The organism is Streptomyces sp. NBC_01465, from assembly GCF_036227325.1.
Lineage (GTDB): Bacteria > Actinomycetota > Actinomycetes > Streptomycetales > Streptomycetaceae > Streptomyces.
The window spans coordinates 4,860,958-4,875,360 of sequence record NZ_CP109467.1; the positions used below are offsets into that span (position 1 = coordinate 4,860,958).

The following is a 14,403-nucleotide window of genomic DNA, read 5'->3' on the forward strand; positions in this document are numbered from 1 at the left end:
GCAGACTGGAGGCAGGTGTTCGACGGGGGAGAGGTGGGGCGCGATGGGTCCCGGACGGCCGTCCATGCAGGATCTGATCCGGCGCCGCAGGCATGCGGGCTTCGTCGGACGGCGCGACGAACTCGCCGCGTACCGCGACAACTTCACCCTCCCCCCGGAGGACGAACGCCACCGCTTCCTCTTCCACGTCCACGGTACGGCGGGCGTCGGCAAGACGTCGCTCGTGCGCCGGCTCGAGGAGTCGGCGCGCGAGCACGGGGCGCTCGTCGCGTACGTGGACGAGGCGGTCAACAGCGTGCCCGAGGCGATGGCGGCGATCAGTGCTCAATTCGCCCAGCAGGGACATGAGTTCAAGGCGCTGGACCGGCACCTCTCCACCTACCGGCAGCGCCGCCACGAGGCCGAGTCGGCGACCGTCGTCCCCGATCCGGGAGTGCAGGCACCCTCGACCGGGTCGATGATCGCCGCGCAGGCGGGGCTCTTCGCCCTGGGCTCGGTGCCCTTCGTCGGGGGCTTCGCCGGGACCGTGCAGCCCACCCAACTGGCCCAGGGCGCCGACAGGTTGAGGTCAGCGCTCAGCGCCCGCCTCCGCAACCAGGACGACGTGCAGCTGGTCATGGACCCGCTCCAGGTGCTGACCCCGGTGTTGGTCCACGAGCTGGCCGATGCGGCGTCGTCCGTCCCCTGGATCGCGCTCTTCTTCGACACGTACGAACGCACGGGCCCGCTCCTCGACCGGTGGCTCCGTGATCTGATGACCAGCGACCGCTACGGCTCGCTCCCCGCCAACGTCGTCGTCACGCTCGCCGGGCAGGGTGCCCTCGACGCGCGCGTCTGGGCGGACTACCTCGATGTGGTCGAGGACATGCCGCTTGAGCGGTTCACCGAGGAGGAGGCCCGCCGGCTCCTGACCGGCAAGGGCATCACGGACGAACGGGTGGTGGAGGTCGTCCTGCGCCTCTCCGGCCGCCTCCCGGTCCTGGTCAGCGCCCTGGCCGAGAACCAGCCCACGGACCCCGAAGCGGTCGGCGACCCCAGCGGCACGGCGGTCGAGCGGTTCCTGAAGTGGGAGAGCGACCCGGTGCGCAGGGCGGCGGCCCTGGCGGGCGCGCTGCCGCGCGAGCTGAACGACGACGTCTTCCGGGTGGCGGTCGAGGCCGAAGGCGGCGAACTCTTCGACTGGCTCCGGGAGTTGCCGTTCGTCCGCGACCGGTCGGGCCGCGCCCAGTACCACGACGTGGTCCGCACGGCGATGCTGCGCCTGCAGCGCGCGCAGTCGCCGCGCCGCTGGAGGGAGGCGCACACCCGGCTGGCCGGGGCGTTCGGCAGGTGGTGCGAGGAGGCCGGGGCGGGGCTGGACGAGGAGACGCGGCGGACCAGCCGCACCTGGAGCGAACTGCGCCTCGAGGAGGCGTACCACCAGCTCTGCGCGAGCCCGCGCACCGCACTGCCCGTCGTGCTGCGGGAGCTGGTGGACGTCTGTGACACGGGCGGCGACCAGGTCCCGCACTGGGTCCGCATGATCGCCGATGCCGGTGAGGACTCCGGGGCGGCCGAGGTGGCGGAGTGGGGCGCGCTCTGCACGCAGGCCCTGGCCGAGGAAGCGACAGGGGCGACGGCGATCGTGACGGCCCTCCTGAACGGGGCGGAGTTCGATACCGAGGGGCGCACCACCGCCCTGCTCGTCCGCGCCCGGGACTTCCGCGAAGACGGGGCGTACGCCCGAGCTCTGCGCGATTACGAGGCGGCGCTCGCCCTGACCCCCGACAGCGCGCGGGCCTTCGGCGGACGGGGCGTCAGCCGCAAGATGACGAAGGACTTCGAGGGGGCGCTGGCCGACCTCGACCGCTCCCTGGAGCTGGAGGACTACTCAGGGTTCCTGGCTCAGCGCGGCGAACTTCACTGGATCTGCGGCCGCAACGAGGAGGCCGTGGCGGACCTGGACCGGGCGTTCGCCGCCGACCCGGAGGAGGGCTGGGTCCTCGCCATGCGGGGGATGGCGGCCGCTGCTGCGGGACGGATCCAGGAGGGGCTCGCGGACCTGGACCGTGCCGTGGAGCAGTGGCCGGAGTATCTCTGGATCATGGTGCAGCGCGCGAGTACGCGGATCGAATGCCACGACTACGACGGGGCCGCAGTAGATCTGGACCGCGCCTTCGAACTCGCGCCGGACTCGGCATGGATCGCCTCGGAGCGCGGCGACGCCCTCCGCCTGATGGAGCGGTACGAGGAGGCCGATGCGGAGCTGGGCCGTGCGCTCGCACTCCAGCCCGACTACACCTCCGTGCTGGCGAGCCGCGGGGTGGTGCGTAAGAACCTGGACAGGCTGCCGGAGGCGCTGGAGGACCTGGACCGGGCGATCGGGCTGAAGCCCGACTACACGTGGGCGCTGGTCAATCGTGCCCAGGTGCGGCGTGCGACCGGCGATGAGGCGGGCGCGACGGCCGACCTGGACCGCGCGGTCGCCGTCGACGAGTCGGGGCGGTCGCTGGCGCAGAGGGGCATCGACCATGTGGATCACGACCGCCACGCGGAGGCGATGGCCGACTTCGACCTGGCGATCGCACACGACCCGTCCGACAAAATGGCCTGGGCGCACCGCGGGAACGAGCAGGCTCGCCGAGGCCGGTACGCGGAGGCGTTCGCGGACCTGGACCGGGCGATGGAGATTGACCCGCTGTACCACTGGGCCCTCCTGAAGCGTGCACGCCTTGCGGTCGCCAGGGGCCGGACCGACGTTGCTTTCGCCGATCTGACACGCTGCGTCGAACTGGGGCACAGCCCAGATTTCGCCCAGCGCCGCCGCGCGGAGCTCCTGCTCATTCTCGACCGGCCGGAGGAGGCGCTGACGGTGTACTCCGAGGCGGCCCCGACGGGGGAACTCGCGTCGGGGTGGCTGCAGGTGGCGGCCACGGCGCACCGGATGACGGGCAGGTTCGACCTGGCGGCCGAGTTCGCCCGACAGATGACCGAAGTCGACCCGGTGTGGGGCCGGTTCCAGCAGGCGATGACGTCCATGCGCAGCGAGGAGCCCGAGCAGGCGGCCGAGCACTGGCATGCGCTGGAGGACTGCCTGAGGAATCCGCCGCCCGAATCCGCGGCCGACCCGGTCGAACCGGGCCTTGCGATGGCGCACTTCGGGCTGGGCCGGTTCGAGGAGGGGAACGCCGCGCTCGCGGAGGCGATGGCGGCCACGGGCGACGACGCCCCCGATTGGGAGGACCTGTCGGACTTCGCCGACGCGCTGACCGAGCTGCGTACGTACTCGGGCATGGACCCGGCTCAGTTCGACGAACCGCTGCGCCGGGTCACGGAGGCCAGGGACGCGATCCTCCGAGCGTGACGTGTTCAGCCAACGAGCAACTCGCGCTTCAGCCGGGCCAGTTCGCGCCCGTCGACCCCGATCCCGCTCTTCAGGTACGTACCGAAGGTCCCGTACTTCTGGGCGACCTCGTCGAAGCCCGAGTTGAGGTACCCGGCCCGCACATCGAGCAGCGGCTTGTACACCGCGGCCTGCGCGGGCGGCATCGACGCGAGGGCGGCCGCGTTGGCCGCCGCCCGGTAGTCGTTCGACGCCAGGTAGTCGGACATGACCGTCGCGCGCGGCACCCCGAGCGCGGTGAGCAGCGCGGCGTTGTTCCACCCCGTACGGTCCTTGCCTGCCGTGCAGTGGAAGACCACCGCGCGCGAGGACGAGGCCTTCGCGATCCCGTCGAAGACCTCGCTGTACGCGGCCTGCGCCGAACCCCCGCTCACCATGAACTTCTCGCCGTCCGTCATCATCTTCACCGCGTCCGCCTCGGTCGACGGCATCGTCGTGTACGTCGGCGACCCGGCCAGCACGTCCGCGACCACGCCCTTCGCGCCGGCCGGCAGCCTGTCGGGGGCGGCGGTGCGCTCGCTCACCATGCGGAGGTCGAAGACCGTACGGATGTGGAGGCGGCGCAGCTTCGCCAGATCGCCCGCGGTCAGCTTGTCGAGCGCGTCCGAGCGGTAGATCTCGCCCATCTTGACCCAGTGGCCGTCGGCGGTCCGATAGCCGCCCGCGTCACGGAAGTTGACCGCGCCGTCGAGCCTGACGAGCCGGTCGGCGAGGTGCAGGGACCCGCCCCGCTCCGGCACCAGGTCGAACCACTGGCGGTCGGCGGCGGGCAGCCCCCGTACGGTGACCGACCCCGAGGCGCCGCCTCGCGCCACCACGTGCCCGTTGGCGCGGATCGCGACGCCGCGCACGCCGGGGGCCTTCCACTCGACGGTGTACGCACCGTCCTTGCCCGCCGTGACCTGGGCGGCGGTGAAGGGGATGGAACGGTGCGGGGAGTGGGCCGAGGCGGCGGGGGCGCCGGCCGCGACGGCGAGTGCGGCGGCCAGCAGATACGCGGGGGTCTTGATTCGCTTCATGGGGCGGATGTTTCGCGCCCTGCACGAACCACCGGTGAACTGCGGTCAAAACCGGCCTGAAGTGCGAAGGTTCACATGACGATCGCGCTCTTAAGCGATCGCAGCCGGTCGATTAAAGTGCTTCGCCATGAGCGCATCAGCCGTCGCCACCGCCACGCCCCTCTGGGGCAGGGCCGAGCAGCAGGACTTCCGCAGCCGCGTCCGGGGGTGCCTGATCGGTGGTGCGCTCGGCGATGCGCTCGGCGCTCCCGTCGCCGGGCTCCCCCTGGACGCGATACGCGAGGCTCACGGCCCCGAGGGTGTCAGCGACCTGGCGCCCGCGTACGGGAGACGCGGGGCGGTCACCTCCGTCACCCAGCAGACCCTCTTCACCGTTGACGGCCTCATACGCGCCCAGGTCCGCCGCGACACCGGCGCCTGGCACCCGCCCACCGACGTCCACCGCGCCCACCTCCGCTGGGCGGCGACGCAGAGCGACTGGGGCCCCGACGAGCGCCGCAAGGACAACGGCTGGCTGGCGCAGGAGGAGTGGCTGTACGTACGCCGCGACCCCTCGCGCCACTGCCTGACGGGCCTGGGCGACGACACGATGGGCACCCTCGAAACCCCCAAGAACCCCACCGCACGCGACGCGTCGGCCCTCGCCCGCTCGGCCCCCTTCGGCCTGCTCGTCGGCTGGGACCCGAGCCTCGTCTTCCAACTGGCCGTGGAATGCGCCACGCAGACGCACGGCCACCCCACCGGCTACCTCAGCGCGGGCGCGTACGCGGTCATCGTGCACGCCCTGGCCCGCGCCGAGACCCTGGACGCCGCCGTCCAGCGCGCCCTGGCGCAACTCGCGCCCCGCCCGGGCCACCAACCGGTCACCGAGGCGCTCCAGCACGCGCTGGGTGCCGTACGACAGGGCATGCCGAACCCGGAGCGCGTCGAGTCCCTGGGCGGCGGCGAGGTGGCCGAGGAGGCCCTCGCCATCGGGGTGTACTGCGCGCTGGTGGGCGAGGACGTACGCCACGGCCTGCGCCTGGCGGCGAACCACGGCGGCCCCTCCCCGGCGACGGCCGCGATCTGCGGCTCCCTGCTGGGAGCCCTGCACGGCGAGACGGCACTGCCCCCGGCCTGGCTGGCGGAACTGGAGGGCAGAGCAACGGTCCTGGAACTGGCGGACGATTTCGCCATGGAAATGACGCAGGGCCCGGCCCTGCACGGCCCGGCGGTCTCGTCCCCGGGCTGGCTGGCGCGCTACCCGCGGGGCTGAACCGGCACCCGCTATCCGGGGCCGCTGCGCCACCCCACCCGCGTGTCCGCTGGCCAGCGCATACGCGACCCGGCCAAGGTCGACCCCATGAACGCACCCCGCATGATCACCGCCCCCCTGCTCGCCCTGGCCCTCGTCGGAATCGGTGCGGGTGCCGCCGCCGCGGCCGAGCCCGTCCCGCAGGGTCAGTCCACGAACACCACCTGGTTCGCGTACGCCCCGCTCTGCGAAGAGGACTTCGACTGCCCGTCGCAGCCGGTCGCCCCCGGCCAGGGCGGCCTCGTCGACAACAGCACGTCGGCGGACACCTCGGTCCTCTGACGCACACCGCACACCGCACACGGAGGAGCCCGCCCCCAGCACCGGGGGCGGGCTCCTTCACGTACAGACGTACAACCAACCCCCGCTAGCTGCCCGCGCCCTCGCGCCCCAGCACCTTCGCGTCCCCCGCCTCCGCAGGAGCCGGCACCGCTGCCGCGGCGGCCGCGTCCGGGCCGTCCCCGTCCGAGTTGATCGTCGCGATGATCGCGTCGCGCTCCGGGGTGTCCTCCGGCTTGATGAAGCCGATGACGATGTACAGCACCAGCGAGATCGCCAGCGGAAGCGCCACCTGGTACTGCAGCGCGACGTCCGTCTTCGCCGAACCGTCCATGTTGTAGTTGGTGAAGAAGAACGCCAGCAGACCGGCCGCCCAGCTGGTGAGCGCCGCCGTAGGGCCGGACTTACGGAACTGCCGCAGCAGACCCAGCATGAACGGGATCGCGATCGGCCCCATCAGACCGGCGACCCACTTGATGACGACGGTGATGATGTCCTTGAAGGTCGGCGAGTTGATCTGGGTGGCGAGCGCCATCGACAGACCCAGGAAGGACAGCGTGGAGACCCGCGCCGCCAGCAGCGCGGCCCGGTTGGACCACTCGCGTGCAGACTTCGAGAAGGCGGGCGCGATGTCACGGGTGAAGACGGCGGAGATCGCGTTGGCGTCCGAGGAGCACATGGCCATCGTGTGCGAGAAGAACCCGACCACAACGAGCCCCAGCAGCCCGTGCGGCAGCAGCTGCTCGGTCATCAGCGCGTACGAGTCGGACGCGTCCGGCTTCTTCGCCTGGACGAGCAGCGGGGCGACCCACATCGGGAAGAAGAGAACCGCCGGCCAGACCAGCCACAGGATCGCCGAGAGCCGCGCGGACCGCGTGGCCTCGCGTGCGCTGCTGGTGGCCATGTAGCGCTGGGCCTGGTTCCACATGCCGCCGTTGTACTCGAAGGTCTTGATGAAGAGGTACGCGATGAGGAAGGTCAGCGTGTACGGGCCGGCCGTCGGGTGCGTGTGCCCGCTCGGCAGCTTGTCCCAGACGGTCCAGAGCGAGGAGAACCCGCCGAGCTTGCTCATGGCGGTGACCAGCATCGCGATACCGGCGAGCAGCTGGATGACGAACTGCCCGAGCTCGGTGAGCGCATCGGCCCAGAGCCCGCCGACCGTGCAGTAGACGGCCGTGATGGCGCCGGTGATGAAGATGCCCTGGGTGATGGTGATGCCAGTGAACACCGAGAGCAGGGTCGCGATGGCGGCCCACTTGGCGCCGACGTCCACGATCTTCAGCAGCAGACCGGACCAGGCGAGCGCCTGCTGGGTCTGGATGTTGTAGCGGTTCTTCAGGTACTCGAGCGGCGATGCGACGTGCAGTCGCGAGCGCAGCCGGTTGAGCCGGGGCGCGAAGAGCTTGGCGCCGATGCCGATGCCGATGGCGATCGGCAGCGACCAGGTCACGAAGGACGTGACGCCGAAGGTGTACGCGATGCCGGCGTAGCCGGTGAACATCACCGCGCTGTAGCCGGACATGTGGTGCGAGATGCCCGCGAGCCACCACGGCATCTTGCCGCCGGCCGTGAAGAAGTCGGAGACGTTGTCCACACGCTTGTGGGACCAGACACCGATCGCGATCATCACGCCGAAGTAAGCGATGAGCACGACCCAGTCGAGACTGTTCACTGTGCCCCCTTCCAGGGGTCCGCCTGCTGAACGATGAGGCGCACTTCGCCAGTACGTCATCAAGGCGGTTGCCCCCGTGCGGGAGTGGGGACTTCAGGGATTGAACCCCCTGTTCGGAGGGTCGGTCAAGACCTCTCGCGATCACAGATATGAACGCAGATCACAAAGCAGAACGATTTTACTTGCTCTTGACCTCTGTCCTGGTTGCCCTTGGGGTGACGCGGGCCACACCATGAGCGGGCACTTCGCCAGACGCAGCACAGCGGTAACCGCAACGAAACGACCGCCCGGGATGCGGGTCCCGAGCGGCCGAAGTGAGGAGAGTCCAAACTGCCCCAACTGTCCGACTTAACGCATGAGTTCCCCCGCGTTCACCAGCAGCGACTGCCCGGTGATCGCCCTCGCCCGGTCGGAGGCCAGGAAAGCGGCGGCCTCCGCCACATCCCCGTCCGTGGCCAGCTCCGGCAGCGCCATCCGCTTCGTCAGCCGGGCCAGGACCTCTTCCTCGGGCACACCCTCGGTGTGCGCCGTGAACTGTACGAAGGCCTGCACCGGCGGACCCCACATCCAGCCGGGCAGCACCGTGTTCACCCGGATCCGCTGCGGCCCCAGCTCGCGCGCCAGGGAGTACATCGCCGAGGTGAGCGCCCCCTTGGACGCCGCGTACGCCGCCTGGTGCACCTCTGACGGTGCCGCCACCGACGACTGCGTCCCTACGATGACGACCGAGCCGCCCCGCTCCTTGAGCCCCGGCAGGCAGGCCCTGGTCATCCGCAGCGTGCCCAGCAGATTGACGTCGACGACGCCCTTCCAGGTCTCGAAGTCCGCGTCCGCGAGCCCCCCGAAGTAGCTGTCCCAGGCGGCGACATGGACCACCGCGTCGATCCGCCCGAACTTCTCCGTGGCGAGCGCGGCCAGCGCCTCGCACTGCGCCTCGTCGGTGATGTCCGTGGAGCGGTACGCGGTGTGCGTGCCCTCCGGATCGATCTCGGCGGCGGCCTTGGCGAGGACCGACTCGGTCCGCGCACCGAGGACGGCATTGCCCCCGTCCCGTACGACAGTTGCCGCGACCTGATGGCCGAGCCCGGCCCCGACGCCCGACACGATGACGGTCTTCCCTGCGAGGAGCATTCGGTCGCCTCCCGGCTATGGCAGTTCTTCTGACGGACCGTCAGAGTAGGTCCGTCCGGAGGAGGAAGGAAGGGAAGCGACGTGAGCGAAGAGACCCGCAGCGAGGTGTACGCGGAGCTGGCCGCGGTCGGGCCCTACGGGGTGCACCCCGGCCATGCGCTGATCACCATGGTGGAGCCGCACCCGGGCCACGAGTACGCGTACAACCGCTGGTACGAGGACGACCACTACTACGCCGGCGCGATGGCGATGCCCTGGATGGCCGCAGGCCGTCGCTGGGTGGCCACGCGCGAACTCCAGGAGCTGCGCTACCCGGAGAAGTCGGCGGTGGCCCAGCCGGTCGGCGCGGGCTGCTACATCTCCACGTACTGGGTGACGGAAGGGCGCTACGACGACCACATGAAGTGGACCGTCGGCATCAACAAGCGACTGAACAGGGACGGGCGCGTCTACCAGGACCGCACCCACGTCTTCACGTCCTTCCAGGACCACGAGGCGACCGTCTACCGGGACGGGGCGGCGGGGCCACGGGACTTCCACGCGCTGGACCACCCGTACAAGGGCCTGGTCCTGGAGGTCGTCGACGCCGAAGGGGCCGAACAGCGCGGTGAGTTGCTGGAGTGGCTGCGCTCGAAGCAGCTGCCCAAACTGCTGGCGGGCGGGCCCGCGGCGATGGTGGTGATCTTCCGGCCGACGCCGCTGCCGGGGGACAGGATGACGTACGTGAAGCAGGTGGAGGGCGTCGACACCCGGCTCACACTGCTCTGGTTCCTGGAGGAGGACCCGCGGGAGGTGTGGGACGAGCACTTCACGGGACTGGGTGAAGCGGTCGCTGCCTCGGGTCTCGGCCGGGTGGAATTGGTCGCTCCATTTATCCCGACCATTCCTGGTACGGACCGTTATGTGGATCAGCTGAGGTAGACGGCCGGGAAAAGGGCCGAGCCCCCTCGGCCGGGACGGCGGACCAGTCGAGAGGGCTCTTCTTCGTGGATCTTCAAGCTGTCGATCAGGCGGTACGGGCGACTTCGGTCACGAATGTGTTCCACGACGTGGAGTCGAAGGTGATCGAAGGGCCTTCGGGGATCTTCGAGTCCCGAACTGCAATGGCTTGCGTGATCGGTGACTTGACCTCTACGCATGCGCCGTTCCCCGCAGAATAGGAGGACTTGATCCACATTTCCTGTGCACCCTGGTGAATTGCCATGTCTGCTCCGGTCTAGCCAGTTGAGTCGAAATGACGCCAGTCGTTCTTGATGGCGTGATCGACGCTACTCGCCAACTCTCCGGTGTGCGTTGTGCGTTCACTCGACCGGATGGCATATACCAGAGGGGTCTTCCGCAGGAGCGGTCCCAGGGTGTACCTTTCCCGCTCCTCCGTAATCTCAGCGGGCGAAATCCTTGGCTACGTCCGAAATGAACTGACGTGTCTGATCCGCATTCAGAGCCTGCGCCCGGAGATGCTCGTACATGACGCTGTAGCGCTGTACGTCCTGCGCCTTCTCCAGATAGAGATCGCTGGTGACGCCCTCGATGTAGACGACGCTCGAATCACCGGCATCGGGGAACTCGAGAATCGCGTACTGCCCGGTGACACCGGGGTGCGCGCCCGACTCGAAGGGCATCACCTGCACGGTGACGTGCGGCAGTTGGGACCATTCGACGAGAAGCTCCAGCTGCTCGATCATGAGCTGCTTGTTCCCGACGACCCGGCGCAGCGCCGCCTCGTCGAGCACGGCCCACAGCCGCAGCGGGCTGTCGGCGGTCTGGATGCGGTCCTGGCGGCGCAGCCGCACCTGGACGCGCTTCTCGATGTCGGTCGTCGACGTCTCGGGCATCGCGCCGGTGATGAGCGCCTCCGCGTAACCGCGGGTCTGCAGCAGGCCCGGGAGGACCTGGGACTCGTAGACGCGGATGGAGGCGGCGTCGGTCTCCAGACCGATGTAGACGCTGTACGGGATGTCACCGAAGGCGTGCCACCAGCCCTGCTGGCGCGAGTCCTTGGCCATCTGCATGAGGGAGTCGACGATCCGGTGGTCCTCGACCTCGTACACCCCGCAGAGATCGCGGACATCGCGCTGGCTGATCGAGCGGCGGCCGTTCTCGAGGCGGCTGATCTTCGACTGGGAGACGAGCAGTCGGTCGGCGACCTGTTCGGCCGTCATGTTCTTCTGCTCGCGGAGCTTGCGCAGCTCCTGACCCAGCCGGCGCCGCCTGACAGTGGGGTTGACGTTGGACGCCACGGAACTGCACCTCCGGCTGTGAAGCTGTGCGTACTAGCTGCATTAACTCTTCGCAGCCTGCCACCAACCGAGCGTGTTGCGCTGGGAAACGGTCGGAGAAAGCGAGCGCGCGGGGCCAGTTGGACTGGCCCCGCGCGCTGTTGATGCGGCTCCCGAACCGGGTCTTGGGGACGTCGGTGCGGCGGTTTCCGGTGGTGCGGTTGGTGCTGGTGCGGCTAGTGCGCCGCGACGCGGGCCATGGACCCGCGGTGCGACTGAGCATGCTGCTGCGGCTGCATCGGACCGCCCGGTGCAGGTGCTGCAGCTGGTCGGCGCGGCTGTACCGCCACACCGTTCTGGACGTCCATCACGGCGTGCGCCACGAGTCCGCCCATGGGGTCGTGCCTGATCAGGTCCCTTAGCCGGGAGCGTGATGAGCGCCCCTCGTTGCCGGGATACAGGTGCTTGCCGAGCCCCACTGCGTGAGCGAGCGCGGCGAGCGCCGCGGTCCGCGGGTCCGGCGGTACGCCGGTGCGGATCGCACTGTCCAGCCGGGCACGGATGTCCCTGCTGATTGCCGTGTCCGTCGCCTGGTAGCGAGTCGTCGGCAACACTCCGCACATCTGGCCCGCCACGGCATGCACCATGCCGCACCGCTCCAGATGAGCGAGGTAAATCTGACGGAGCCCCAGTCGGGGTCCGCCAATCCAGTGAACTGCCCGTACCGGGCTGCCGCGCCTGCGCAGCAGTTCCAGTGCGGAGTCCAATGTCGGATCTCCTGTCGGCCGTGCCATCACCACGGCGATACGATCCCCGTCAGGGGCTATCCGTCCTGCCAGAGCCAGCTCCACTAGCTGAGCTCCGGCGAGGCCGAGGTCGAGCGACTGCGGCTGCGCCGTGGTACCCGTGGCCGGGTCCAGAGCGAGCAACAAAAGCTCTTCCGGAATCGATCTGCGGCTCCTGCCCATCCATGCCTCCCCGCGTGGATGAATGACAGGGTGACCCCTCTCACATTGGTCTGTCGAGGGTGCCTGACCGCTATGTACGGGAACCAATAGATATGTCGTTCTCGTCTAGCACCTCAGGGAAGCCCCCACACAGGACACTGGTAGATGGTTCGGACAGGCGGGAAGTCCCGCGCGACGTATCGAGGAGGCATCGGTGGCGGGCGAGTCCCCCGACAAGTCGGAGCAGCGTGAGTCGTCGGAGGAGCGTGACCCGAGGCTGACGGTCTTCCGCGAACGCCCCGGCGGCGGCGACCAGCCGACGCAGATCTTCCGCGCGCCCACCCCGGACGCGCCGGCCCCGAAGCCGGCCCCGGAACCGGACAACGCCCGCCTGAGGGCGGCGGTGGCGGCCTGGGTCGCCACGGCGGACGACGACCCGGCGGACGACGACGCGGCGGAGAAGACTCCGGAGAAGACCGCGGAGACGCCCTCCCCGGCCGACGAGGCCCCGGCGGACACGCCCGCGCCCGGCGAGCCCGACGACGCCCCGGAGGCGGCAGCAGAGGCCGACACGGAGCCTGCGGACGCCGAGCCCGCCGACGCCGAGCCCGAGGCTGCTGAGGACGCTGCTGCGGAGCCGGAGAGCGCCGACGCGGAAGCCGAAGCCGATGCCGAGGACGCCGACCCGGAGCCCGAGGAGGCGCCGGCCGAGGAGCCCGCCCCCGTGGAGCCGGAGGAGAGCACCGAAGAGCCGGCCGCCGACGCCGACGCCCCCTCGGACGAGGAGCCGGTCGACGACGACCCCGCCGATGCCGATGTCGTCGCCGAAGACGTTGCGGAAGCGAAGGGTGTGGATCAGCACACCGCCGTCTTCCGGCTGCCCAAGAACGCCGCCGTCGATCAGCCGACCACCGCGCTCAAGATCAGCGACGTACCCGCCAAGAAGCCCGCGCCCGCGAAGCCCGAGAGCGCCGTCGAGCGGACCAGCACCTTCGTGCCGCTGAAGCCCGACACCGTACGGGCCGAGCCGAAGAAGCCCGAGGCCGTGGCGTCCGCCACGCCCGTGGCTCCCGTCGCACCGCTGCCCGACGTCGCCGAGCGGACCAGGCAGCAGCCCCTGCCGCCCAAGCCCCCGCTCGACCTGCTCGCCGAGCTCACCAACACCCCGCCCCCGGCGCAGACCCCGGGCCGCACCATCGCGCGACGGTTCAAGATCTGGACCCCGCTGCTGCTGCTCCTGGTGATCATCTTTGCGGTCGTGCAGTACGTGCGTCCGCTGCCCGCCCCCACCCTGAAGCTCTCGGCGGACTCCACGTACACCTTCGCGGGCGGCAAGCTGAGCATGCCGTGGCCCAGCGAGGGCCAGTCCGCCGCAGAGGTCGTCGGGGTCGGCAGCCTCGGCACCTCGGGGGCCCAGAAGTCCGCCCCGACCGCGAGCATGGCCAAGGCCATGACGGCGTACGTGATCCTCAAGGACCACCCGCTCACGGGCGACGAGACGGGCCCGACGATCACCGTGGACAAGGCGGCGGCCGACGAGTCGAACTCTGCCGACGAGTCGACGGCGAAGGTCAAGGAGGGCCAGCAGTACACGGAGAAGCAGATGCTCCAGCTGCTGCTCATCCCCTCCGGCAACAACATTGCGCGCCTGCTCTCCCGCTGGGACGGCGGGACCGAGGCCTTCGTCAAGAAGATGAACGACGCCGCCGCAGCCCTCGGCATGACCAACACCACCTACACCGACCCGAGCGGCTTCGACTCCAAGACGGTCAGCACCGCGACGGACCAGGTGAAGCTGGGCAAGGTCGTGATGGAGAACGAGGTGTTCAAGGACATCGTGAACACGCCGCAGATCAACATGCCCGGCATTCCGAGCACGATCTACAACAACAACTCGATCCTGCTGAAGCCCGGTGTGAGCGGCATCAAGACCGGCTCGTCCACCCCGGCCGGCGGCAACCTCCTGTGGGCCGCGAACACGATCGTCGACGGCAAGGACCGGCTGATCGTCGGCGCGGTGATGGGCCAGCAGCAGGGCACCACGCTCCTGGAGAAGCTGACCACCGCGATCAACAACAGCTACACGCTGATCCAGAAGGCCCAGCAGGACGTCACGTCCGCCACGGTGATCAAGAAGGGCGAGGTCGTCGGGTACGTCGACGACGGCCTCGGCGGCACGACCCCCGTCGTGGCGACCAAGGACCTCAAGGCGGTCGGCTGGCCCGGCCTCCAGGTCGACATCAAGATCGGCGACGGCGGCAAGGCGGTCCCGCACTCGGGCAAGGCCGGCACGGTCGTCGGCCAGGTGTCGGTCGGTTCGGGCCCGGGCATGGTGACGGCTCCCGTCGCCCTGCAGAGCGATCTGGCGGAGCCTGGATTCGGAGCGAAGCTGAAGCGCGTGAGCTGAACCGCGCCCCCGTACGGCTGCCGCCTCCCCCCGGAAGTAAATGGGAGGCGGCA

Annotated in this window: 11 protein-coding genes; 5 read left to right on the forward strand and 6 right to left on the reverse strand. The window is 69.8% G+C overall.

Annotated features, from left to right (window positions below; translation table 11 throughout):
• Positions 1 to 64: 64 nt before the first annotated feature.
• Entirely contained in the window at positions 65 to 3,343 is a 3,279-nt protein-coding gene (locus tag OG707_RS23015) for a tetratricopeptide repeat protein (RefSeq protein ID WP_329121247.1), read from the forward strand.
• Between the two features lie 5 nt (positions 3,344 to 3,348).
• Here OG707_RS23015 and OG707_RS23020 read toward each other — a convergent pair whose 3' ends face one another.
• Complete coding sequence (locus OG707_RS23020; protein ID WP_329121249.1) at positions 3,349 to 4,401, reverse strand: tyrosine-protein phosphatase; 1,053 nt, start codon at positions 4,399 to 4,401, stop codon at positions 3,349 to 3,351.
• Between the two features lie 127 nt (positions 4,402 to 4,528).
• Between OG707_RS23020 and OG707_RS23025 the strand changes: the two genes are divergently transcribed.
• Positions 4,529 to 5,656 (forward strand): ADP-ribosylglycohydrolase family protein, encoded by a 1,128-nt coding sequence (locus OG707_RS23025; protein ID WP_329121251.1) that lies wholly within the window; start codon positions 4,529 to 4,531, stop codon positions 5,654 to 5,656.
• Between the two features lie 42 nt (positions 5,657 to 5,698).
• The gene (locus OG707_RS23030) at positions 5,699 to 5,977 is read left to right on the forward strand and encodes a hypothetical protein (protein ID WP_329121253.1); all 279 of its coding nucleotides are present in this window, start codon (positions 5,699 to 5,701) and stop codon (positions 5,975 to 5,977) included.
• A gap of 85 nt (positions 5,978 to 6,062) precedes the next feature.
• On the opposite strand, the gene OG707_RS23035 is transcribed toward OG707_RS23030, so the two are convergent.
• Both OG707_RS23035 and OG707_RS23040 read right to left on the reverse strand, forming a co-directional pair.
• Positions 6,063 to 7,646 (reverse strand): sodium:solute symporter family protein, encoded by a 1,584-nt coding sequence (locus tag OG707_RS23035; protein ID WP_329121254.1) that lies wholly within the window; start codon positions 7,644 to 7,646, stop codon positions 6,063 to 6,065.
• 348 nt (positions 7,647 to 7,994) lie between these two features.
• The gene (locus OG707_RS23040; RefSeq protein ID WP_329121255.1) at positions 7,995 to 8,777 is read right to left on the reverse strand and encodes an SDR family oxidoreductase; all 783 of its coding nucleotides are present in this window, start codon (positions 8,775 to 8,777) and stop codon (positions 7,995 to 7,997) included.
• A gap of 81 nt (positions 8,778 to 8,858) precedes the next feature.
• Between OG707_RS23040 and OG707_RS23045 the strand changes: the two genes are divergently transcribed.
• Positions 8,859 to 9,698, forward strand: a complete 840-nt coding sequence (locus OG707_RS23045) for a hypothetical protein (RefSeq protein ID WP_329121257.1) — start codon at positions 8,859 to 8,861, stop codon at positions 9,696 to 9,698.
• Between the two features lie 85 nt (positions 9,699 to 9,783).
• On the opposite strand, the gene OG707_RS23050 is transcribed toward OG707_RS23045, so the two are convergent.
• The 3 genes from OG707_RS23050 to OG707_RS23060 all read right to left on the reverse strand — a co-directional run bounded on the left by OG707_RS23050 (position 9,784) and on the right by OG707_RS23060 (position 11,964).
• Positions 9,784 to 9,981, reverse strand: a complete 198-nt coding sequence (locus OG707_RS23050; RefSeq protein ID WP_329121260.1) for a DUF397 domain-containing protein — start codon at positions 9,979 to 9,981, stop codon at positions 9,784 to 9,786.
• Between the two features lie 178 nt (positions 9,982 to 10,159).
• Positions 10,160 to 11,017 (reverse strand): helix-turn-helix domain-containing protein, encoded by an 858-nt coding sequence (locus OG707_RS23055; protein WP_329121262.1) that lies wholly within the window; start codon positions 11,015 to 11,017, stop codon positions 10,160 to 10,162.
• Positions 11,018 to 11,232: 215 nt separating this feature from the next.
• The gene (locus OG707_RS23060) at positions 11,233 to 11,964 is read right to left on the reverse strand and encodes a GOLPH3/VPS74 family protein (RefSeq protein ID WP_329121264.1); all 732 of its coding nucleotides are present in this window, start codon (positions 11,962 to 11,964) and stop codon (positions 11,233 to 11,235) included.
• Between the two features lie 193 nt (positions 11,965 to 12,157).
• Between OG707_RS23060 and OG707_RS23065 the strand changes: the two genes are divergently transcribed.
• Positions 12,158 to 14,350, forward strand: coding sequence for a D-alanyl-D-alanine carboxypeptidase family protein (locus tag OG707_RS23065; RefSeq protein WP_329121265.1), 2,193 nt, complete (start codon positions 12,158 to 12,160; stop codon positions 14,348 to 14,350).
• The last annotated feature ends 53 nt before the right edge of the window (positions 14,351 to 14,403 follow it).